Annotated in this window: 16 protein-coding genes and 2 pseudogenes; 2 read left to right on the top strand and 16 right to left on the bottom strand. The window is 31.0% G+C overall.

Going from position 1 to position 24,011, the window contains the following annotated elements; genetic code table 11:
- Nucleotides 1-443: 443 nt before the first annotated feature.
- The 4 genes and pseudogenes from NST49_RS07420 to rfbB form a co-directional block, all read right to left on the bottom strand.
- Nucleotides 444-1,025 (bottom strand): hypothetical protein, encoded by a 582-nt coding sequence (locus tag NST49_RS07420; protein WP_341047804.1) that lies wholly within the window; start codon nucleotides 1,023-1,025, stop codon nucleotides 444-446.
- A 156-nt stretch (nucleotides 1,026-1,181) separates the two neighbouring features.
- Nucleotides 1,182-3,614, bottom strand: coding sequence for a transcriptional repressor LexA (gene lexA / locus NST49_RS07415; protein ID WP_341047802.1), 2,433 nt, complete (start codon nucleotides 3,612-3,614; stop codon nucleotides 1,182-1,184).
- Nucleotides 3,615-3,809: 195 nt separating this feature from the next.
- Nucleotides 3,810-5,867 (bottom strand): hypothetical protein, encoded by a 2,058-nt coding sequence (locus NST49_RS07410; RefSeq protein ID WP_341047800.1) that lies wholly within the window; start codon nucleotides 5,865-5,867, stop codon nucleotides 3,810-3,812.
- 168 nt (nucleotides 5,868-6,035) lie between these two features.
- A pseudogene (gene rfbB / locus NST49_RS07405) lies at nucleotides 6,036-6,955 on the bottom strand (dTDP-glucose 4,6-dehydratase).
- Nucleotides 6,956-7,814: 859 nt separating this feature from the next.
- On the opposite strand from rfbB, the gene NST49_RS07400 reads away from it, so the two are divergent.
- Nucleotides 7,815-8,039 carry a transposase gene (locus NST49_RS07400; RefSeq protein WP_341047797.1) on the top strand — a complete coding sequence of 75 codons (225 nt, stop codon included), beginning with the start codon at nucleotides 7,815-7,817 and terminating at the stop codon, nucleotides 8,037-8,039.
- A gap of 222 nt (nucleotides 8,040-8,261) precedes the next feature.
- On the top strand, nucleotides 8,262-8,396 hold the full coding sequence (locus NST49_RS12685) for a transposase (RefSeq protein ID WP_445662723.1): 135 nt from the start codon (nucleotides 8,262-8,264) through the stop codon (nucleotides 8,394-8,396).
- Nucleotides 8,397-9,328: 932 nt separating this feature from the next.
- On the opposite strand, the gene NST49_RS07395 is transcribed toward NST49_RS12685, so the two are convergent.
- The 12 genes and pseudogenes from NST49_RS07395 to NST49_RS07340 all read right to left on the bottom strand — a co-directional run bounded on the left by NST49_RS07395 (nucleotide 9,329) and on the right by NST49_RS07340 (nucleotide 23,977).
- Nucleotides 9,329-9,646 (bottom strand): hypothetical protein, encoded by a 318-nt coding sequence (locus NST49_RS07395; protein WP_341047795.1) that lies wholly within the window; start codon nucleotides 9,644-9,646, stop codon nucleotides 9,329-9,331.
- Between the two features lie 77 nt (nucleotides 9,647-9,723).
- Nucleotides 9,724-11,250, bottom strand: a complete 1,527-nt coding sequence (locus NST49_RS07390; protein WP_341047793.1) for a lipopolysaccharide biosynthesis protein — start codon at nucleotides 11,248-11,250, stop codon at nucleotides 9,724-9,726.
- A gap of 1,472 nt (nucleotides 11,251-12,722) precedes the next feature.
- Nucleotides 12,723-13,727 (bottom strand): glycosyltransferase, encoded by a 1,005-nt coding sequence (locus NST49_RS07385; protein ID WP_341047791.1) that lies wholly within the window; start codon nucleotides 13,725-13,727, stop codon nucleotides 12,723-12,725.
- Between the two features lie 414 nt (nucleotides 13,728-14,141).
- A pseudogene (locus NST49_RS07380) lies at nucleotides 14,142-15,365 on the bottom strand (IS1380 family transposase).
- Between the two features lie 164 nt (nucleotides 15,366-15,529).
- Complete coding sequence (locus tag NST49_RS07375; RefSeq protein ID WP_341047789.1) at nucleotides 15,530-16,840, bottom strand: O-antigen polymerase; 1,311 nt, start codon at nucleotides 16,838-16,840, stop codon at nucleotides 15,530-15,532.
- An 82-nt stretch (nucleotides 16,841-16,922) separates the two neighbouring features.
- Complete coding sequence (locus NST49_RS07370) at nucleotides 16,923-18,110, bottom strand: glycosyltransferase family 4 protein (protein WP_341047787.1); 1,188 nt, start codon at nucleotides 18,108-18,110, stop codon at nucleotides 16,923-16,925.
- A 60-nt stretch (nucleotides 18,111-18,170) separates the two neighbouring features.
- Nucleotides 18,171-19,145, bottom strand: coding sequence for an SDR family oxidoreductase (locus NST49_RS07365; protein WP_341047786.1), 975 nt, complete (start codon nucleotides 19,143-19,145; stop codon nucleotides 18,171-18,173).
- A 2-nt stretch (nucleotides 19,146-19,147) separates the two neighbouring features.
- Nucleotides 19,148-20,461: a nucleotide sugar dehydrogenase gene (locus NST49_RS07360; protein WP_341047785.1), complete on the bottom strand. Its 1,314-nt coding sequence runs from the start codon at nucleotides 20,459-20,461 to the stop codon at nucleotides 19,148-19,150.
- The gene (locus NST49_RS07355; protein ID WP_341047783.1) at nucleotides 20,454-21,557 is read right to left on the bottom strand and encodes a glycosyltransferase family 4 protein; all 1,104 of its coding nucleotides are present in this window, start codon (nucleotides 21,555-21,557) and stop codon (nucleotides 20,454-20,456) included. The genes NST49_RS07360 and NST49_RS07355 overlap by 8 nt, the downstream gene beginning before the upstream one ends.
- A 10-nt stretch (nucleotides 21,558-21,567) precedes the next feature.
- Nucleotides 21,568-22,719 (bottom strand): DegT/DnrJ/EryC1/StrS family aminotransferase, encoded by a 1,152-nt coding sequence (locus NST49_RS07350; protein WP_341047781.1) that lies wholly within the window; start codon nucleotides 22,717-22,719, stop codon nucleotides 21,568-21,570.
- 19 nt (nucleotides 22,720-22,738) lie between these two features.
- Nucleotides 22,739-23,356 carry an acetyltransferase gene (locus NST49_RS07345; protein WP_341047779.1) on the bottom strand — a complete coding sequence of 206 codons (618 nt, stop codon included), beginning with the start codon at nucleotides 23,354-23,356 and terminating at the stop codon, nucleotides 22,739-22,741.
- Nucleotides 23,357-23,374: 18 nt separating this feature from the next.
- Nucleotides 23,375-23,977, bottom strand: coding sequence for a sugar transferase (locus NST49_RS07340; protein ID WP_341047777.1), 603 nt, complete (start codon nucleotides 23,975-23,977; stop codon nucleotides 23,375-23,377).
- Nucleotides 23,978-24,011: the final 34 nt, after the last annotated feature.

Below are 24,011 nucleotides of genomic sequence, written 5' to 3'. Positions count from 1 at the left end.
TATAGAGCAACCAATTTTAAAACAATCGTAATTAATTATTTCTTGTATTCATTAATTTAAAACTATTATCCATTTTTCATGAGTATATACGTCTTGAAACATCCGTAATAAACCTATATTATCATCATAACTATTTATGTTTGATAACAGTATTTAGTTAATTTTTTTCGGAATAATTTATTTAAATAACTAACACATATTTTTTTAAATTTATCTTTGAATGCTCTTAGTGAGAAAATTTCAATTGTAGATAAGACTACTAGAGTACCACCTCAAAAAAACAAATAGTTTATAAGTTTAACAGATACCCCTTACCATAATGTCTTAGTATTATAGTAAAAGGTATTTAAAAAAATTATTAAGCTTATATATTACTTGGTAAGTAGTATCACTCAGCCCATTTTAAAGTTACTCATTATTGATCCTTGCTAAGTATAGATTAATCATCCCGCATATTTATCATAAGCTTTCTTGTCATAGAATAACGTCAAACTATATGGCTTTTCTTCTTCATCGCCCCATATGGTTCCTTTTATAGTTATATTTGCACCTAATCCTAGATCGTCATAATATTCTGTCGAGTAAAAATCCCCAGAAGTTGGATTTTTCAATTCACCTTCGAAAGACAACGCTTCTTCAATAACGGGGTTCTCTGGAAAATCAGCTATTTTTAATATATCTCGAACTTCTTCTTTATCTAATGCAAAGAAGGTGATCTGCTCGACTGCATCACTCGCACTATCAGCTGATAGTGTAAAAATCTCGGAATACATATAATTTGTTTCCTGCTCATCTTCAAAATCATAAATAGATACTTCCATTTGTGTACCAAAATAATCACTGAAAAATTCTGCCGTTTCTTCTCCACTTTCAAGATTATATGTGGCCCTTTTTTCATTGACCGATTCACTTTCTATGGATTCTACTGCTAATTCTGAAGATACAGAGCTGCCACTATCTTGCTCAATAGAGGCTTCTTCACCGTTATTTTTTGCTGAACAACCAACTAAAGCTAATGATGCCACTATAATGACCCCAAAACACCTTTTAATAAAAATCCCTCCTAATTCTATGACATCTCATTCAATCTCATAAATTCAAGCTTTTCATTTTTTTATTTAAATGGAATCCATCAACCAAATAATCTTCTAGTAATTTTATATTAGCAGAATACACTTCAACTATTTCTTCAACACGCCAATCACTTTTCCGTTAATCACGACATCCTCGGCGTTCATCTGGATGGGTTCGTAATTCGGGTTTTCTGAGATGAGCAGTACGGAGCTGCCCATCAACATAAATTTCTTCATGGTTGCTTCTTGGTCAATCAGCGCGATGACAATATCGCCATTGCTGACGGATTCCTGCTTATGGACAATGACTAGGTCACCTTTGTCGATGCCAGCGCCAATCATACTATCTCCAGTCACTTTCAGGGCAAATGTGTGCTGAGGTTGGATGACCCAGTTTTCCATCAGTAAAACAGAATCTTCATACTGCTCAATAGCCGTTGTCGGAATGCCCGCCGCCACATCTCCAATAATGGGAATTCGGAGATCCACCGCACCTTCCAGTGTTAGATTCGTAGTAGGGTCGACAACTTCAACTATTGTTTCATCTTCTTTATCTTTGAGATAGCGGTACGAAACTTGATGACGCAAATCCATGTACGTATGCTGCTTTTTGGTAGCTGGCAGGAATTGTGGCTGACAAGGCGGAACATCACTAACTCTTTCTCCATTGCGGTCAATAATTTTGACTTCGATGCCGTTGGTCACTATGCCGTATCGTACATGTGTACTGGCCATCATGTACGATTTCAGTTGTTCCATAGCCACATCAATGGGACTCGCAAATGATTTAATTTCCGCAAAGATGTACGGAATCTTCTCACCTTTATGCTCGATTGTGACCGCAATATCTACATAACCTCTCTTGGAGAACTGTTGGACAGGATATTCCAATTGCAGAAGTTCAAGCGGGTAACCAAATGTCTCATTCAATTCTTTCATCATCCACTGACGGACGACTTCTTCTTTGGCGTTGACATCTACAACCTTATCAGTCAATTTATAATCCTGAATCGCTATCGACTGGAACGGGTGAAATGAAGCATCTTTTATCATTCTGAGTGCCTGGTTATCGATTTCTTTGATAAATTTGGAAGGTCGTTTCACAGAAGTCATATACAATAGTTCATTAGCTCGAGTCATTCCAACATATAAGAGTTTCCGTTCTTCTGAATCGAGAGAGTCATCATTATCCAACCGGTGACGGGTGTTCGGAATGACATCTTCATCCAAATGAATAAGGAAAACTACTTTGAATTCCAGTCCTTTTATCGAATGCATAGTGGTTAGTTTTACAGTATCTTGTTCGAAATGCGGTTCATTTTGTGCTAACAGTTCGCAAGGAATACCTGCCTTATCTAAGGCCACAGCAGCACTTTCAATCAATCGCTTTTCTTTAGCGACGATACAGATGTCCCTTAAGGCATAGTCATTGGTCAGTTCCTTGATTTCATTCACATAGTATTCAGCATGTTGTTGGAAATTAGCGAAAAATCGATAGATAGGCGCGTGTCCATGCCGGTCAATTAGGGACGGCTTAACAAAATCTACATTTCCTTTAATTTGCTCGTCATTCTCAATCAGTCCATAGGCGGCTTTAGAAATCTCAGTTGTCGTCCGGTAGTTTTTGGACAGTGTCCGGGACTTCCCACTCATGTCATACCCTAGCGTAGTGTATGGTCGTCCCTTACCAAGCCAAGAATGAGAATAAATACTCTGGGTATTATCCGCCACAAACATGATAGACGCATAACTCTTTTCGGCATGCAACTGCTTAATGAACTTCAATTGCACTTTCGATAGATCTTGACTTTCATCGATAATGATATGAGTATAACGTGGATGGTCATGCTCAGCTGCTTCCTGAAGAGACAGCTTATTCATTGTCTTAAAGTCTACCATTTTTTTATTCAACAATAGCTGACTGTACAATTCCATCAAATCATAAATGGCAGCTCGTGTCTGGGAATTTTTATTTAACTTCTGCGGACTGTTTGCTTGCGAACCACTGGCTCGGCCGATACGATCTATTTCTTGATACGTTTCCAAGTCAGGGATATCACATGACTGGATCCAGTCAATCTCATCTAACAGAAAACTACTATACTTAGGCGAGAGCAACTTAATATCGGGGTATGTCTCTTTTAATTTGAGAATAGCACGCTGCAGTGCATTTATTTGATCAGAAAACGCAGCTATCTGGTAATGTACTTTGTTCCTCTTTTGGTAGTCCTTAAAAAAGGCAAACATCAATTTATCAATATTTTGCATATGTACTTTTCCGTTAGTACTGAATAATCCTAGCAATTCTTCACTTTCCGTTGATTCCAAATGATAATATTGGTACTTGATGAAGTTCAGCAAGGTTTTGTTAAAAGTCACCAGTAAAATGCTATCCTCTTCTTCAGGACAATAATACTCCTGAAGAAACGACAGACGGTGAATAGCAACAGTCGTTTTTCCTGATCCGGCAACACCTTTGATGAGGGAATGACCGCTTGGTTCCAGTTCGATAATTTTACGCTGTTCAATATTTAGTTTCACTATAATGCTCCTTCTTTGTCTATTATGAGTAGCCACGGAAAATACTTGGCTATCAAACACCTCATAAGTGTTTTGCGAATGTACTTCGCTCCTTGTCACCAGTGTCCTAGCACGATAGTACTTGATAATCATATATACCATCTTCTTTTAAACAATTAAACCAGTAATTATTAAGACAAAATTTGCGATCCAACATCACTTTTCCTTTTTCTGAAGAAAATATAATCCCATCATAACTTTTAAAATTACGTGCATTTGAAAATCTTCTTCTTTTTTATTTATTAGATGCTTGCTGAAATTAAATTTATTAAAAAGCTTAGCTAAAGAATTACTTTTGTTATTGGAATCATTTTTAAATTTTCTAATGTTAAATCTAACCGTTCTCCTATGTTGACGCACATCTTTATTAGAAATCCATTTATTAAATAATACAGCAAGATATAATAAAATAATTATAATTTCAAAATAATCCGTTACTCCCAATGAAGCGATATCTGCATTATTTTTTTTATTTATAAAATTAATCAACATCGATATACTTAGAATTGAAAATGACATAATTCCGCTATGGTTGTATGCAAATCCACTTATTTTTTCTATAGAATGCTTTAAAAATTCTTTCCAATCTTTATATAAATTAAGCCTTATTCCTTCTATTAAACTATTTTCAAATTTTTCTGTAACATTTTCATGATTAGTATACACCTCTTCAAAGCTAGAGTAACTTTTATTATAAGTCAATACATTGAAGTGCATTCTTCGCTTACTCACTTTTGAAGCATTTTCAAAAGTTTTTCCATCGGACTCCGCGTCATTTTTTTCATTATTTATGCTTAAATAAGATACTCCATAATACTGCCAATCTTGTTCAAACATAGAAATCCCTAATTCAGCAATAGTTTCTCTCTGTATTTCATTATTTAAATCTAATCTTTTTTTCGAATTAAAATCTAATGTTGGCAAATCTTCATATACCGAGTCTTGATAGAATGAAACATTCTCATCATTAAATTCTGACTGACCATTGACCGAACAATAGTACTCTCCAACATCTATAGTACCTTTTCCTCTTTTACCAACTAATAAATACTGGTCAGCTGTTTCTATATTCGCTGAGACAGCTACAGTGTGGGTATTGAATGACCTTTTTAGATACTTATTTATATTTTTAATTTCGTTGTTTTCGTATCCAGTTTGAAGGTTAGTTTTATTTTCTTTTTGATTATACAAATGTGTCGATTGCATTTCATCTTCATATCTATCAAAATCTAATAAGAAATCATATAAAAGCCTTCCCTTATATACTTCGCCAAAAAAGGGATGCAACATAATCATAGGATTATCCATACAATCAACTGTAGCAAATGTGGTACGTTCAACATACATAATCAGGTATTTAATTTGTTCTGATGAAGGGTGATCTGTATCATATTTTATTTCTGTAACACGTGGCATTGTACCAGAATAATAAATATTTCCATCTCTTAATTTGAACTTATCTTCTGAAAATAAATTGGTAGATTCATTACTCATTCCATAAAGTTCACTTAAAGTTATATAATTTCCTGATTTTGGTGTATTTTCCATTATCTTTTCTAGAACTAATTCAGAAGATTCAAGGTCACTATCCATATTTATATGTATTTTTTCATCTAATTTATCAATAATTTCTTTTGGCCAAACGCCTAAAAAATCTATGTATATACCTTTTTGATTTTTACCTGATTGGAAAAAAAACGTCTTTTCTTTAGAAAAATAATCTCTATTGAAATTATAGTTTGATTTTTCAGTCTCTTCTCTCCACAACCTTGCAATTATTTTCTTTAATTCATCTGCCACTGTTTTTTTACATTGAAACCTAAATCCAAAGTGTGAGGCCATTTGTAAAATAGATTTTCCAAATAAAAGAGTTTCTAACTCACTTTGATTAAGATCAAAACCAGTATCCAAACCACTAACATCACTTACTTTAAACCAGCTATTCTTAGTTTGTTCTTTAGAAATAATCTTGCAAAAATCATTATTACTTATCCCGTTTCTTTTGAATAACAAATCAATCATTTTTTCACTTGAAAAGGATGGATGTAATCCATGGTAAAAGTCTTTATCTTTCGATGGTCTTAAAACTACTGATAGTTTAGCCTCATCAGTAGCTGCGAACAATTTGATATTATTAACGGCTTCATCTTTTATTAATCCACTAATATCTTTATTAAATTGGTTTAAGCTGTAATCTTTAAAAATATCTTTCAAAGTGCTACCTCTTTTCTAAAGGAACTTTCCATTATCCATTAAATTGAAGAAAGGATATAGAATAACATTAGTGTACCATCTTTTTAAACTACATAGAATAGATAATTAAACTACTCTATGCCACTTAAATATTATATAATAACAAATTTTTTCACTTTAGCTTAAATGTTATTTTAGCGGGCGCCACCATTCTTCTTGGTTTTGATACCATTCAATCGTTTCATTAATACCTGTCTTGAAAGTATAATTAGGTTTTCAGCCTAATTCAGTTTCTAATTTATCGGAATCAATCGCATAACGTTTATCATGACCTAAACGATCATCAACGTATTTGATCAATTCACGTGATAAACCCAGTTTGTCACAATATTATAGACTTCTCCTTTACATCCTTTATGTAAAACTAAATCAATCGCCTGACAGTGATCATGTACATGCAGCCAATCACGTATATTCAAACCATCTCCATAAATTGGTAAATCTTTGCCAATCATTCCATTTGTGATCATTAACGGAATCAATTTTTCTGGAAATTGATATGGGCCATAGTTATTTGAACAACGAGTAATGTTTATATTTATTCCATAAGTTTCATAATATGATTGAACCAATAGATCCGCTCCCGCTTTACTTGCAGAATAGGGGATGTTTGGTGCCAGTGGTGTTTCTTCTGTAAAGTAGCCTTCAGCTCCTAATGATCCATAGACTTCATCAGTTGAAATTTGTAAATGTTTTTCAACGTTCATTTCTTTAGCCACATTCAATAAAGCTAATGTATCTTGAATATTAGTCTCTCTAAAAATTTCTGGATTTAAAATACTGTGGTCAACATGTGACTCCGCCGCAAAATTGACAAACTGAGTGATACCCTGTTCGGTTACTAAATTACACACCAATTTTTTATTAGTGATGATTCCTTTGACAACTACATAATTGGGATTATCCATCACGTCATCTAAGTTATGGATGTTGCCTGCATAAGTTAATAAATCCAAGTTAATTACTTTATAATCTGGATGATTCTGCGACATATAGTGTACAAAATTACTGCCGAAAAAAGTGGCACCTCCAGTTACTAATAAATTCATTATTACTTTTCCTCCCAAAAAAACAGATTATCGAATTGAGCTAACGTAGTATACTAAGTATCTTTTTTAGATAATACTAACTTCTTTATCTACATTAGCCATTTGAGATTTAGTCTATATAGTTTTTGGTGTGAAAAAAAGAAACACATGAACTTTCCAGTTAGAATAAAGTCACCACAACTCACTAGAAAGAAAAATTCATATGTCTCACAATAATTGTATCCAAACTGCACTCGATTTAAAAGATAAGAACATCTTTTTTGATGAAAATTTTTTCGTGGAGAAACGAATAAAAGAATTCAGATCAAAAGTTTTCTATGCCACTTTAACGTACCAACCTACTCACTGTGAGTGTTGCGTGTTGCGGGATGAAGAACTAATCCCACTCTATTGTAAAGAATGGGTATTTAACCTCTAGGATTAAATGGGTCAGCTCTACTCATTATTCAACGTATATTTGGTTAAAGAAGCAGTGGTTTCTTTGTAGAGCATGTGGGGTTACCTTTGTTGCACGTTCCTCTCAAATTGAACAAGGCTATTTAACCGCTACCCGGGTCAACCAGGCTATCGCGGTTGAATTAGCCGACACCATTTCTGTAAAAGATCTGTCTAAAAGACGTTTTGTTTCTCCTACCTCTGCAGAAAGAGTCTTGAAACAACTCAATCAGTCTCTTAAAAATAATTTCAACTCACTGCCTCAACACCTCTCTTTCGATAAATTTAAATCGGTTAAAACTGTCGAAAGAAAAATGAGCTTTATTTATTCGGATGCAGATACGCATGAACCAATCGATATCTTGCCAAATTGGCAGCTAACAGCTTTACGCAATCATTTTCTGGCTATCCATACAAAACGAGGATGAACGTAAAAACGATTGTCGTAGACATGAACGTGGCCTACTTTACACTAGCTAAAGAACTCTTTACTAATGCTAAAGTGATCATTGACCGTTTCCATATCGTTCAACTGATTTCACGCTCATTAAATCAAACCAGAATCCATACAATGAAACGATTTCATACGTCTCGTTCAAAAGATTTAGAGAACTACAGAAAGTTTAAAAATACTGGCAACTCCTTTTAAAAGATTCAGATGACCTAAATTTTAAGGACTACCGCTATCAACGATTGTTTAAAAAGCCTTTACCGAATACAAAAATCATCGACTACATACTTACGCTCGACGAGACTCTTAAAGCAACGTATGATTTATATCAAAATCTTCTTTATTATTCTAAAAAAAATGATTACAGTGGGTTTAAAGACCTTGTACTGAAGGCTTCTCCTAAGAATCTTGTCTCCTTTTATGCAAACAGCTCTTAAAACCCTACATAAACACTTGTCTAGGGTCAAACATACTTTCATGTATCCCTATTCTAACGGTTCTTTAGAAGGGTCGATTAATAAAATAACAATCATCAAACGGGTTAGTTATGGTTAACGAAATTTCCAGAATTTTAGATGCCACATTTTAATTAGTTTTAAAGCGAAAAAAAACAGCGTGAGTCATTTATCTCACGCTGTTTAAACTAGATTTTATTTTAACAAAATTCAACTCATTCACACCATTTGACGAAGAGCCAAATTAAGATGCAAATCTTTATTTTAAGGTTTAAATTCATTTGCCTTATAGCTGCTAAATTTGATGTTATTAGAAATCAGGTCTATAAGAGCTTAATTTCTCTCATATTTGATTCAAAAATTATTTTCTAACTTCTATATTTTATTCGTCATTGTTTTCACTTTTACTTTCGTTCTCTTTTATACTATCAGATTCAATTTCTTCTTTATCTTTATTGGCTTCACCAGGATTTGAAGACCGGCGACTATTTTGATAATTACTATTGGAACAACTGCCGAGCATGAAGTTGTATATACTTTGTTTAATACTTTAAAGGTATCCATAGTAACATTATATTCAAATACATCCCACGCATTACCATCTATATTAGGAACATAAAAGATAAAAGGATTAACTTGATCAGAGAAATAGACATTTACCATTACTCCTGAATTTTTCAATTCTTGTTTATTCCCATCTGTATAGTTAAAAACTGAGAATGTATACTTACTTACCATCTACAAGGGGACTCAAAGTCGTTGTTTCCGGTCCAAATTGGCTTGTATCATCTACATCTAGCTTATAATATGATCTCTCGTTAATCATTTTTGTTTTTATTACGGAAATAAATCTGGTACTGTTCGTTATTATCTAACTCAGCTGTTAAGTGTGGATCTAAATCTCTAGGAGTTTCTCCCAAAGTTAATACTACTCGGATTTGATCTTTTTCTAAGATAGAGGTTACTTTTCCATTTTGATTCTCTATAATCTTGTTTCCTAAAACTTTAATAAAGAATGTATCTGCTTGATATTTAACTCCATTTGATGTTAATGGGGTTGCATATACTTGTATAAAAGCCGGCAGGTAATTCTATATTATATTCAGCTGAATTAGTTACAATTTCTTTAATAGGCTCTGCATTCTCATAATTATATCCTTCATGGAATTCAAGTTTAAAATCACCTAGAGCAGTTTCACCTGTAAAAGCATCTGTACTTTCACCACTTACTGTTCCAATTCCAGCATCTTCATTAGAAATAGCTTCCATTACATAATTGGATACTTTTGTTAATTCTGTAATCCCAACAACTACCATACCTTTTGTTTCAAGGAATCCTTCTTTATTCATCGTTAATCCATAAATACCAAGTGTTAAGTTTAAAATATATATTCTCTATTTTCATTTGTTTGAACAGTTAATAATACTTAGTGTGATTTTACCCTTCTTAAGTAAAATTTGCTTAACAAATTATATAAATATCTAAATTCTTCTGTTCTATAAAACATTAATCCGAAAATTATATTTGGAATGACTATACAACTTAACATCTGGAATATAAAATTAATTATTGTTTCATCTTTAAAAACATTAGTTACACTCATTGTTAAAAAACAAGTTAAAATTGTAACTATAGTGTATAAAGCATATCTCTTAAAATAAGGAAAAACAGATGATTTGAATCCATATTTATAAAGAACATATGGTTCAACCCAAAAAGAAGTAGTGATAGTACTAATAAATGTACCAATAAACACACCAATCATGCCAAACTTTTGCACCAGTAATAATGAAAAAAGCAAATTAATTAATGATTCAAAGATTGGTTTATACCTATCGTACCAATACAAGCCTAAAGCATCTCGGAAAGTAAGTACACTCTTCCTCATACCTGTCAAATAGAAGTTGATAATGATTAAAAATACAACCCCAGTTCCAAGAACAAATTTTTCACCGATCCATAACCTTATAAATGGATTAAGAAGAACTACTAAACAAATAGACATAAAGCCAAAAATCCAAAAATTAAGAAATAACACAACATTAAATATTGATTTTTTTTTCTCATTTGTTTCAGTTGCACCTAAGTTTCCCACACTAGCTGTAATAGAGGTAAATATCTGTGCTGTAACCATATCTAATGCATTTATTATCAATAAGTAATTAGAGTATAAACCAACTCCTACTAATCCTATAAATCTAGATATTATAAGGCTATCTGTTGATTTTACAATCACGCCGCCAATTTTATGTACAATTACCGCACTCACATTTTTCTTAATCTGAATGATTGTCAGCTTATCTACTTTTTGTGTATCATTATCTTTTAAATATGGATAAAGCTTATCTGCTTTCTTGGAAACCAAAACATTTTCAGTAAAGGTAATAACAACCTGACAAATTAAAAAAAACACAAAATTGTGAGTTATATAGAGTACAACTATTTGAACAATATTTAAAATAATAAAGAAAGAATATCTATACACTGTAGCTATATAACGCTTTTGGTCAGAAATAATTAGTGAACGTTTATAAGAATAAAAATAGGATAATGCTGCATTCATTACATAAAGTAAAAATATTAAATGAATGTGGTCTATGCTTGGAATTTCTTTAACAAAAACCTTTAAAAATGGAGTAAAACAAAAACCTATTATCAAAATTATTGTGCCTATGCCTCTATAAGCTTTCTGATATAATCTCATTAATGATTTAACTTTCTCTGTATCATGGTCAGCCAAAGGTTTATATAAACTATATATAATTGCAGGCCCTATACCAAGTTCGACTAAAGAAAGTATACTAAGAATATTTGTAAATAACCCATTTATTCCTAAATATTCAGTACCTAAAACTCGAATAAAAACAATTCTTGAAAAAAAACTAACAAAAATCCCTAAACTTTGCCCTATCATAGCAACAGTAAAATTTAATATTGAACTTTTTATACGCATTATTTACCTCCTTTAATCTACTTCATTAGTGTTATATAAAAATTAGAACAAATTGGTTTGCTCTTAAAACACTTTATAATAAATGATATGATAATTTATTTAAGACCAATATAAAGACTGGTCACTCTAATTAAGTATAGTTCAAAAGTTAGTCTTCCACTTTTTAAATTACCTTTTTGATTTTTATTCAAAGTAATAGTTTATATTCTAATAGAAGTAAACTTTCGTACACGAATCAATATGAATTAGACTTTATTTCATTAGTATCTCACATAATTCCAAAAAATTCATATTATCAATTTAACAATTTTTTATTAAAATAGTAGCTAGGTTACACTTAACTGACAAAATATTGACTAAAATATTCAAGATCTCTAACGTTATAATCATAGAAACTAAAAAGGTGATTTTGATTTTTATCATGTCCAGAAGACAAAGAAGAACCTGTTCAAATGAATTTAATAAGCAAATTATTTCACTTCACAATACTTGAAAACCCAGAAAAAATTTAAACATGGTACGAGTTAATGCCTTTAGCCTTCGATGAGAAAATATAAAGAAAAGAAACGGAAAATGGTATTTCAAGAAATATCTATTACTATTGTTTAAAAAATAATCAAGAAAAAGGAAAGATTCTTATACTGAAACTGTTATAATGTTTTTCAAGGTAACTAATAAAATTATGAAACCAGAAAGATTAAAGTTTAATTTTTTAAAAAAATTCTTATTATCCAGATATAGAATCGGTAGTATTATGAAAGAAAATAGTTTAGTATCTCCTTGTACAATTCTACAGTTTAAACCATAAAAAAAACCAATAAATAAAGCAAAAATTACTAACCTTTTGGACTGCAAATTCAATCAAATAGAGTCATTATGAGTAGTGATTAACGACTTAATTTATTTCAGAAACGGCTACGAATAGAACTATGTTTGCTTATTCTTAAATTTATTTAAACTTGAAATATTTGGCTATAGTGCAAGCAATAGAAAGGAGCCCCAACTTGTTTATCAAGCATTAACAACAATAATGACCTATTTAACGAAAACCAATGTATTGCATACAAATCGTGGCAATGAATTCGATAATCAGTTAATTGTCACTGTTTAAGTACCTTTACTATTTCACGATCCTTAAGCAATGAAGAATGCCTTATGATAACATCATTACAGAATCGCTTTTTAAAGTTTTTTATAATATAATTTATCAGAAACCAGAATTATAAGCATATTTCAAACAGCTAAAATAACAGATCATGATTAAAAATGTCTACAGCAAAATATAGTTAAACTCAAAAATTATTTTTATCTGATTTTTGAGATCAGTTCCTCTCTTATACAATCAAAATAGAAACAAAATCAACTTATTCTATTTTGGAAATAACACAGTATCCCCGAGCTTCTGTGGAACAGTAAAATAAAATCTAGCTAAAATATATTTACGAAAAATTTTCCTTTTTCTTTATACTGGTTCAATGGGAGCCTCTATATAATTTTTTTATATACGAAACAATTAATACATAAGTTTTAAATCCCAATACTTTGTATATAATATTAAATTTTTTGTATTTACCGCTATCTAGATATTTGAGCATATAAGCATATTTTGATAATTCTTTTATTCTTTGCTCCGATTCAACACCTTTATATAAATATTGATTAGAAACAAGCCCAACATAAATATTAGATAAATAATCCCAAAAGTAATCAGCATTTTTTTTACTTTTAAATACGGTTAAACTTTCTTTTTGCTTATACCAAGTGTCTATTATTTTAGCGCAATCCAAATCGCGTTTCAGATTTGCTTTATAAGTAACTTGTCCTGGTCGGTTTTGTCTTCTGCAGTAAACAAACTCATCTAAAGTAGCAACTTTAGTAGCAACCATAAATACTTTTGGAGTCCAATCTATATCCTCACTATATATTCCTTCAATAAAATAAATTTCATTATCTACTAACATTTGTCGTTTTATAAAATACGAATAGACACTTACAACCATGTGCCCATTCTCACATAAATTTAACATTGCATCTACACCATTTAAGCCATTAATAGTTGTTATATCCTTATAATCATAAACTTCATAGAACGTTTCAGATTGATTCTTAAAAGCTATTTGTTTTACCTTTATAATATCCACATTTTTATTGTTTAGAATGGTATTCCTTATTTTTTCAAATACTTCTCTATGAGTTAAATAATCATCGCTATCAATAAAATATACATACTTTCCTTCCGCTTCCCTTAACCCTCTATTTCTTGCTTTAGAGGCTCCCCCATTGGATTGATGTATCACTTTTACACGTTTATCTTTCAGCGAATACTCATCACAAATTTTGCCACTATTATCTTTTGAGCCATCATCAACTAATATTAATTCAAAGTCCATAAAGCTTTGCTCTAATATACTATCAACACATTGCTTAATATAGTCTTCAACATTATAAATTGGAACTATAATACTAAATAAAATCATTTTTCTCCTCCAGTAAGCACAGTAAATCACTTTAATTTTCATCATATTATTTCTAGTTTTTCTAAACACATAATAAAAGAATGATTAGAAACTCACTATATGTTACCTTTTAATAATACTATCAAATAAAAAAAGAACAACTTATTGACGTCATATTTATTAATTACGAGGAACATAAATCTAATTTTTTTTAATTTATCTTCATTTCACCTGAATGATTCATACTTTAAAAAAAACAATAAATAGTCTGTTTTTTACTTCATTCAATTAAATAGTTTGTTCTTTTTACTATTTGAGTTTCAAATTCCTAAGCCACTAATTTTTTTGCCGAAAATCGAGTTTTTTGGACACACTAATCCCGTGAACCTAGCCTATTTTAAAAATTTTGAAATAGTTATAAGGACTATCACCACCTTAGACGCTGGATATTCTGTAAATTTTTATGAAAGAGTTCTTGATGAACATGGAACGAACAAATTTACCAGCTATTTCAAACAAGAACAACCGAATAGTTGAAACCTGAAGACCTTTGGTTTCTTTTGTAAAACAAAGAGTCCGCATGAAATTGACGATGTTATAAGCCAGTAATCTCATCATCATCCGAGCATGGTTTTCTAAAAAAAGTGGGCTGTCAGTTTTATCAAAATAAAATCCATTTTTAGCTTTCTTAATGTGATTTTCTATAATGCCTCTTTTAGAGTAGGTTTGAAAGATCGTTTCTACAGTCGTATCCTCTGACAAATTGGTTAGGATGAATTCATGTCGAGCTGTCAGCTCATTTTCTTCACGAGTGGATTTAATACAAAAGTCTTTTTGGGTGTGTCCAACTCTTCGCTTGATACGTTGTAGAAGCATAACGGGCTTCCTTTTTACCCCAATTGTGCTGATCGTTGACGAGTATAAATTGTTCAGCGATTTTCCTCAAGTTGTGATTTGATTTCAATCGAACAACATAAAAACTTTGAAATTCTTCACACAACTCATACAGTTCAGGAGTTGCAAAGTCACTATCCGCACGCACTAGAATAGTGCTTATGGGTATGATTTCTTGGTAGTGGTCAAAAAGTGGGCGGATAAAATCTGCAACACCATTGGATGTATAGACATTACCAAAATGCAGTTCTGCTTGTAGGAAGTCGCCTGTTAAGCCTTCAAAGGCAATAAGCGATAACCATTGGTTTGATAGAGGGCTATATAGTGCGAGTTTTCTTGCTTCCCAATTATATCCGAATGTGTTGAGTCCAAATCAAAGATCATTTCAGATGTATTGCGTACAGTACGTACTTTATCAATCAATAGTTGATTCACTTCTTGCAATTGGAGAATATTTTCTTGACTTAGTCGATTTCATAAACGAGAAATCGACGATTGGGAAGCAAGCTGATCTTTGGCTAACACGTCTGCCGAAGAATCCGTTTGATAGTCAGCAATCAACTAAAAAATGACTTGTTCAATAATTGAATGGTTAGCATGTTTATAGTAAAAACGATTATCTTTGATAGAGAGAGTTTCTTTAAATGTCTTCGTAAAATTGATTTTATGCATGAATTCTTTAGCCAGTATCAACCCAGAATCAGTTGAAAGATTACCTCCAGTGTTTGAATTGAAATCTAAGTGATTTTCGTGTAAAGTTGCCAATGAGATAACCCCTTTCATGGTTGTAGTTTAGTCACTTTAACCATAACAGATTGGGGTTCTTTTTGTACTCCCAAAGGGTGCTGAGAAAATAAAATAAAAATGGCGATATAATCGTTTTTTTAGAGAGTTTCAGAAAAAGTATGAATTATTCAGGATTTCATTGTTCATATTAATTCTTTTTTCTTCTTTTTGTATAGAAGAGGTGTTTTTAGCAAAATGAGAAATATAAGGATGTATTGAACGTTAAGAGTCATAGGAACAAAAAATCTTTCTGAACCTGTGTATGAGAGTATATAAGTTAAGGAAAAAGCGTATAATAAGTTCCAAAACCCAATTTTTTCTTCATTTTTACTTTTATAATATAATAATGAATAGAAGATACCAATAAATGTATTTCCTATAATTACGCCTGCATAACCGAAATCTGCCATATATGGTAAGTTTACTGTAAATACATTAGTTACAAAGTTATTTCCCATATACAGACTCTCATTAATTGTCTCAGTGGGAAAGTTTACTCCTGGAATAAAATTTAATATTTCATAAAATATTCTCAATATATTTTGTCCAAAAATAGTACTTGAAAGAGAATAATACTCATATACTTTATCAAAAGAAATAATTCCTCCTGATAGATAAACGGCAAATGTATCAAATAAATTTGTTCCTTCATCACCTGCTTTTAAGAATAACTTACCTACAGTTACAAAAAATAAAAAGAAACCACTAAAAAGAACTATAATCCAATATAAAAATTTAAATTGAAATTTAAGTGGAATTGTTTTGTATTTTCGAAGTATATACTCATAAGTTATTATTAAAAATATTAGTATTATATTTAACAAAAACGATCTTCTTCCTGTCATAAAAAATAATATAAACGTTACGATAACAGGTAGACTAAATATAAGCACTCTTTTACTAAATCCATTTTCTAACCATTCTTCAATACAAACATATGTGTAGACGATTCCTATTATGGTACAAGCTGTTATTGCATACTGTAAAAGGCCTAAACCCGGAACTACTCCATCTCTTCGAGCTACTTTTAGCATTATTAAAGATTGTGAAAACTTTTCAATTCCGCTTCCTAATTGTATATTTGACTTGCCATTATTTAAAAAAATTATTACTGTCAATATCATAAAAAAAAGTATTACCAGCGTCCCTATGACGCTAAATTGCTGATTTTGGTTATCCCTTAAATCTTTCTTTATTCTTACTCCTTTTCCTTTCTTATTATAAATCATTGCAAAAATAAAAAAACCAAAATCTACCCAAATAAGTCCAGTAATAAATATTATTACGGTATCCAAGGATATATATAGACCCCAGATTTCCGAATAAAATATTAATACAAATGCGCTTAATGCACAGAACATTTTTAGTATTATTATAGGGTGAATTAGAGACTTTAACACGATTAACGCGAACATAAGTTGTAATAAAATTAATAAAAATAATAAAAGTTCCATTTAATCCTCCTTTCATGTAGAACTATTCTATATTGTATTAATATTAAATAATCCTCTTGATACATACTATAATTTTTATTTATTATTTTTGGGATACAAACTTTCTTAAAAATAGTTGTCGACGAGACTCAATCAAACTCTGATCATATTCCTTAGCAACGTTAAAATTACGTCTAGCTTGTTCTAACAATTTATCTTTATTAATTTCTATTAAAATATTACAGATTTCTTCTTCATTATTTGACTTATTAAATATATACTCTTCATCCAGTAATTCGGGAATTCCGCCAACATTAGATCCCATTGCAAAGAGTCCGCGACTCATTGCTTCTATTAAGCCACGTGGAAGCCCTTCTGTTTTACTTGGTTGTGCATAAATATCTATTGAATCAAGCCAATTAAGAACATCTTTATGAGGCATAGCTCCTAAAAATTTGACTTGCTCAGTAACAGCATATTTTTCAGCTATTAGTCTTAAAGACTTTTGTTCTCCACTACCAACAAGCTGATATTCAAAATTTGTTATTCCTCTTTCCTTTAATTTACCTAAAGCTTTAATAACTGATCTCTGTCCTTTATATTTTACATCTACTGCAGCAGTAGTTCCTATGACTAATGTACTTTCTAGGTTCCTGCATTTAACTTTTTCAGTACGGTTTATCAATATAGAGTCATCAAAATTTGATAATAGTACATTAGAACAATTAATACTGTCACCTCTTGTAGGGTAACGCTTCTGTAAAAAATTACTCGTTACGTATATAGCATACTCACTTTCACTAATTGCTCTTTTTTGTTTAAGATAATTAAGAGGTGCAAGTAATTTTCCTTTACTATTATAGTTCCATAGCGCATCCCACGAACAACCTACTACCTCAACCAAATACGGTTTGTTAATTTTTTTTGCAAAGTCTACTGCAATATTTCCATTAGTACTTGGCAACCTAGCAATTAAAAAATCGGTTCTTAAAACTGCATTTTTTATAATATCATTTACTTTCTTTTGCTCTTTAAAATTCAAGAAGTTCTTTAATGATGAATTTAAATTTGGCGTTTCAATAAAATTAATTTTTTCTTTATCAAAGTAATTAAACTTTTTTTTTGCATCTTCAATGCTATATATATACGGCTCTTTTCGTGCAATTACACTTAATTCTGAACTTATAGATAAATACCTATTCCATATTTTTTCACTATAGCTACCACCAGTATAATATGTCCCAGTAATATCTTCCTTAAACTTCGTATCATGGACAAACAGCAATTTCATTCGTCTTCTCCCTATTAATGTATTAATTGATAAATCAACTTTTCCAAAAATTTATAACTTTTAAAGGTTTTCCTTATACCAGCCTATAGCTTCTTTTATACCACTTTCAAAATTCCAATCTGGATTATAACCAATCATCTCTTTTGCTTTAGTAATATCTGCATTACTATGCTTGATATCACCTTTACGTTCTGGACCAAATATAGGTTGAATAGTTTTTCCTAACGCTTGACTTAAATCTTGATAGATATCAATTAAATATTCTCTACCGCCATACGCAATATTAAAAGCTTCTCCGGCAACTTCATTAGATGCTTGGCAAGCTTTAAGATTTGCTTCAATTACGTTTTCAATGTAAGTAAAATCTCTACTTTGCTTTCCATCGCCATTAATTATAGGTTGCTCATTATTTAATAATTGCGTAATGAATTTAGGTAGGACAGCTGCATAGGCCCCATTTGGGTCTTGTCTTTTTCCAAACACATTAAAATATCTTAAACCATATGTGTCCAAACCATATAGTTTAGTGTATAATTTTGCGTACTCTTCGTCTACTCGTTTAGTTAAAGCGTAAGGAGAAAGTACATTTCCTTCTCTTCCTTCTTGTTTAGGTAAGTTAGGTTCGTCTCCATAAACAGATGAGCTAGATGCATAGACAAATTTCTTCACGCTATTTTGTCTAGCAGCTTCCATCATATTTAAAGTTCCTTTAATATTTACTTCTTCATAGAATAAAGGCATTTCAATACTCCTTGGAACACTTCCCCATGCTGCTTGATGTAGTACATAATCTACATCTTTTGTAGATTCAAGACATGTGTCTAAGTTACGTATATCTCCATTAATAAAGGTGTAGTTTAAATTGTCTATAAATAAATCTACATTTTTTTGTTTTCCAGTTGAAAGATTATCTAAACAGCGAACTTTATGTCCTTTTTCTAGTATAGTTTCACAAAGATTTGACCCAATAAAACCTGCCCCTCCCGTTACTAAAAAAATAGACTCTTTTGGAAATTTAACATCTTTGTATCCCATTTCTATAACCCCCAATAAATAAAGCCAGAATTCATTGCTTCATTTTTATTAACTACACCTTTAATATCTAATAAGACTTTATCTTTTCCATTGATATAAAAATTTGACCATTTTTCAATATTATATTCTTTGAATTCGTTATGATTTACAGCAATAATGATAGCATCTAATTTAGTCATTTCCTCTATATTATTAAATTCAAGTCCGTATTCACTCAAACCTTCTTTTTGATCAGCTACTGGATCAAATATTAATGGCTGAATACCAAATTCATTTAACTCTTTGACAATATCAATCACTCGAGTATTTCTTGTATCGGGAGTGTTTTCTTTAAATGTAAATCCAAATATTCCAACCTTTGCTCCCTTAACCTTTCGATCTGCTTTAATCAATTGTTTTATAGCATTTTCAGCTACATATTTCCCCATATCATCATTAATACGACGTCCTGCTAAAATAATTTGTGAATGATATCCTGTTTGTTCTGCTTTATATGTTAAATAGTATGGATCTACTCCAATACAATGACCTCCAACAAGCCCTGGTTTAAAGTCTAAGAAATTCCATTTTGTTCCTGCTGCTTTTAGAACAGCGTTTGTATCAATATCTAAGCGATCAAAGATAATAGAAAGTTCATTCATAAAAGCAATATTAATATCACGCTGTGAATTTTCTATTACTTTAGCAGATTCGGCAACTTTTATACTTTCTGCACGGTAAACACCTGCATCTACAACTAATTCATATACTTTTGCTATAGTATCTAAAGATTCTTCATCCATTCCAGATACTACTTTCACAATTGTCTCTAAGCGATGAATTTTATCGCCTGGATTAATGCGTTCTGGAGAATAGCCTACTTTAAAATCTACTCCACATATTAATCCAGAATATTTTTCTAATATTGGAATACAAATATCTTCAGTTACGCCAGGATAGACTGTTGATTCATACACCACAATAGAACCTTTCGTTAAATTAGAGCCTAAAGTTTTGCTTACGGATTCTAAAGGAAATAAATTAGGGGTCTTGTCTTCTTTAATTGGTGTCGGTACAGCTACGATATGAAATTTAGCTTTTTTTAAATCTTCTGGATTTGATGTAAATTCTACTGTAGTATTCTTGATTGCTTCATCACCAACTTCTCTGGTTGGATCAATTCCATTTTTATATGTATCAATTTTTTCTGCATTAATATCAAATCCAATTACATTTACTTTCTTTGCAAATGCTACTGCAATTGGCATCCCAACATAGCCTAATCCTACTAATGAAACACTTTCATTTCTACTTATAATATCTTCTATTTTAAGCATTTATATTTCCTCCAATTATATTATTAGCAAAATTTATATATAATTCTGTAATATTATTTCTATTAAATTCTGCTTCAATTTTCTTTCTAGATGCTTTAGACATTTTTTTTATTTCATCATTTGTTAATTCAGTAAATTTTTTTACAACTTTTAATAAACTTTCTCCATCTTTTACATCAAATAAGTAACCATTAATAGAATCATCAATAATTTCTTTGCAACCACTAATATTAGATGCAATTAACGGCCTTCCCATAGAACCTGCTTCCAATAAAACATTAGACATGCCTTCATGATAACTTGGATTGATTAAACAATCACATTTTTCAATATACTTTTTTACATCTTTATGAAACCCATGATAATCAATAATTTTTTCTGTATTATATTGGTAAACAATTTTTTTCAGATTAGGATCTTCTATCTCACCCACAACATGGAATTTAACCTTTTCATACTGCATTTCTTTAGCAACATATAAAAACTCATTAATTCCTTTTTCTACCATAATTCTTCCAACAAATAGAAAATTAACCTCTTCGTTATTCCTTAAATTAGTATAAGGAAAATCCAATAAATTTACACCTGATCCTGGAACTAAAGTGGCATTTTTACCTTTAATTTTATTATTTTTAAAAACAGAAAGGTTATCCGTATTTTGAAAAATAAGAGTTTCTGCATTTTTAAGACTAAATTGATAAAGTATCACGATAATTTTTTTTAGAAAACTTTCTTTTTGGAACACTGTCCCAATTCCGGTTATATTTGCTATATATTTTATATTTAATATTCTTGAAACTAAACCACCATATAGATTAGGTTTAATTGTGTAAGTCAAAACTAAATTAGGCTGAATATTTCTAATTAATTTAATGTAGTTAATAATTAATTTTAAATCTATTAAGGGATTTACCCCTCTTCTATCTACTGACGTTTCATGAAAAATGCACCCTAAATCAATAAGTTTTTTAACGTGAGGTCCGTTTGGCAAAGAAATATGAACTTCATAATTTTCTTCAACAAATCCTTGTATTATTTCTTTCCTGAAATTATATAAACCAATATCACTATTAGCTAAAATTAATATTTTTTTCATTTATTTACTCTCATCCTACAATTTTTTTAAACGCTTCTATAACGTGCTCTACTTCGCTTTCTTTCAAGTTTGAACCCGAAGGCAAACACAATCCTTTCGCAAATAAACTATCTGATATTGCTTCTTTGCTTTCGTTATGCTTATAAAATGTTGCTTCTTTAAATAGGGGTTGAGCATGGAGTGGTTTCCACAACGCTCGTGTTTCTATGTTCACTTCATTCATTTTATCCATAATTTCATATGGTGTTAACTTGATAATATCTGGATTAATTGTTAATGTAGTCAACCATCTATTTGATTTTGTGCCCTCTAATTCTGGCATAAAATTAATACCAGGTATATTAGATAGTTCTTTCTTATAGGTATCAAAAACAACGCGCCTGCTATTAACTCGATCCTCTAAAACTTCTAATTGCGCTCTACCTATTCCTGCCACAATATTACTCATCCGGTAATTATACCCAACTACTGAATGCTGATAGTGCGGAGCTTGATCACGGGCTTGCGTAGCTAAAAAACGAGACTTATATAAAATTTCCTCATCATTTGAAACTAATGCTCCACCACCAGAAGTAGTGATTATTTTATTCCCATTAAATGAATAAATACCAATTTTTCCAAATGAACCACTTTTTTTATTCTTATATTCTGCTCCAAGTGATTCAGCAGCATCTTCAACTATTGGAACTCCATATACATTAGCAATGTCTAATAATTCATCCATTTTTGATGGTTGACCATACAAATTCACAACAACTATTGCCTTAGGTAGTTTATTTTCTTTGTTAGCAACATATAAAGCTCTTTCAAGTGCTTGCGGTGACATGTTCCATGTTTCCGGTTCCGAATCAATAAATGTTAATTGAGCTCCTAAATATAAAGCTGGATTTGCACTAGCAATAAAGGTAAATGACGAACAAAACACTGTGTCTCCCCTTCTAACATCTAATATATCTAAAGCTAGATGTATTGCCGCAGTTCCAGAACTAGTAACAGATGCACCTTTTGTTCCAGCATAATTAGCAATATCTTTTTCAAATTGATCTACATTTGGCCCTAAAGGTGCAATCCAATTCGTATCAAACGCTTCTTTAATATATTTTTGCTCATTTCCTGACATATGCGGTGATGATAATAATATTCTTTTATTTGTTTCTGACATAATACCTCTCACTCCCAACTTATCTATTTAATTCATGTATAGGATTTCCTATCATTATACTATCTGTAGAAACGTCTTTTGTAACTACCGATCCTGCACCAATTATAGAATTATCTCCAATTTTTACACCTGGTAATATAGTCGCATTTGCACCAATGTGTACTGATTTTCCTATTGTAATTCCCCCTGTTAATACTGCTCCTGGAGAAATATGACTATAGTCCCCTATTATACAGTCATGTTCCACTATTGAACCAGTATTAATAATACAATGATTCCCAATTTTAACTGAAGGGTTAATGACACTTTTGGGCATTACTACTGTTCCTGATCCAATACTGACATCTTCTGCAACAATTGCCGTAGTATCAATAACCTTGGCAAAATTATAGTTTGAATATTGTTCTACCAGCTCTTTTCTAATGTCATTAGATCCGATGGCTATAATCATACTATCAAAGTCCTCTTGAAAAGAAGAAATTTGACTTGAATGTATAACATTTAAGTCCAGTTGAGTGCTTATTTGCTTTTTATCATCATCAGTAATTATACTAAGAGTTTGATGTGAATTGTTATTTATCATCATTCGAATAACCTTACTATGCCCACCTAAACCATATAGCAATATTCTATTCATAAACTCATCTCCAAATTTTTAATTACCTTTAAATTTTTCCATCGTAACATACGTATCACTTGATATATCTGACCTTTTAAGTAATTTCTTTATTGTTAGCCACACAATTTTTATATCCAATACTAAACTAATATTCTCTACATAATACTTATCAAATATGAATTTTTCTTTCCACGAGATTGCATTTCGTCCATTAACCTGAGCCCAACCTGTAATTCCTGGTCGAACATTATGCCTTTTCCTTTGTTCGGCATCGTACAAGGTTAAATATTCTTTCAATAAAGGACGTGGTCCTATAAAACTCATATCACCTTTTAATACATTAAAAAATTGTGGCAATTCGTCTAAACTTAACTTTCGAATAATTTTCCCGAAAGTAGTTAACCTAATATCGTCAGGTAATAACACACCATTAATATCTTTTCTACTATTCATTGTTTTAAATTTATAAATCACGAAATTATTTTCATTTAATCCTGGTCGCTCTTGCTTAAAAACGGCTGATTCTTTTAAAGATATCCTTACTAAAATGTATGTACATATAATTACTGGACTAAGGATAATTATTAAACTTAATGAAAAAAATATATCCAATAACCTTTTAATGTATTTTTTATACATTTAACAACACACCTTCACTTATATGATAATTATA

The organism is Carnobacterium sp. FSL W8-0810 (assembly GCF_038007125.1).
Taxonomy (GTDB): Bacteria; Bacillota; Bacilli; order Lactobacillales; family Carnobacteriaceae; genus Carnobacterium_B; species Carnobacterium_B inhibens.
This window is presented reverse-complemented; position numbering and strand designations above follow the sequence as displayed.

Bases quoted from the DNA above. Each gene is read 5' to 3' on its own strand.
- NST49_RS07400 (WP_341047797.1), top strand. From the start codon at position 7,815: ATGAACGTAAAAACGATTGTCGTAGACATGAACGTGGCCTACTTTACA.
- NST49_RS12685 (WP_445662723.1), top strand. From the start codon at position 8,262: ATGCAAACAGCTCTTAAAACCCTACATAAACACTTGTCTAGGGTCAAA.
- NST49_RS07395 (WP_341047795.1), bottom strand. From the start codon at position 9,646: ATGAATAAAGAAGGATTCCTTGAAACAAAAGGTATGGTAGTTGTTGGG.
- NST49_RS07390 (WP_341047793.1), bottom strand. From the start codon at position 11,250: ATGCGTATAAAAAGTTCAATATTAAATTTTACTGTTGCTATGATAGGG.
- NST49_RS07385 (WP_341047791.1), bottom strand. From the start codon at position 13,727: ATGATTTTATTTAGTATTATAGTTCCAATTTATAATGTTGAAGACTAT.
- NST49_RS07375 (WP_341047789.1), bottom strand. From the start codon at position 16,840: ATGGAACTTTTATTATTTTTATTAATTTTATTACAACTTATGTTCGCG.
- NST49_RS07370 (WP_341047787.1), bottom strand. From the start codon at position 18,110: ATGAAATTGCTGTTTGTCCATGATACGAAGTTTAAGGAAGATATTACT.
- NST49_RS07365 (WP_341047786.1), bottom strand. From the start codon at position 19,145: ATGGGATACAAAGATGTTAAATTTCCAAAAGAGTCTATTTTTTTAGTA.
- NST49_RS07360 (WP_341047785.1), bottom strand. From the start codon at position 20,461: ATGCTTAAAATAGAAGATATTATAAGTAGAAATGAAAGTGTTTCATTA.
- NST49_RS07355 (WP_341047783.1), bottom strand. From the start codon at position 21,557: ATGAAAAAAATATTAATTTTAGCTAATAGTGATATTGGTTTATATAAT.
- NST49_RS07350 (WP_341047781.1), bottom strand. From the start codon at position 22,719: ATGTCAGAAACAAATAAAAGAATATTATTATCATCACCGCATATGTCA.
- NST49_RS07345 (WP_341047779.1), bottom strand. From the start codon at position 23,356: ATGAATAGAATATTGCTATATGGTTTAGGTGGGCATAGTAAGGTTATT.
- NST49_RS07340 (WP_341047777.1), bottom strand. From the start codon at position 23,977: ATGTATAAAAAATACATTAAAAGGTTATTGGATATATTTTTTTCATTA.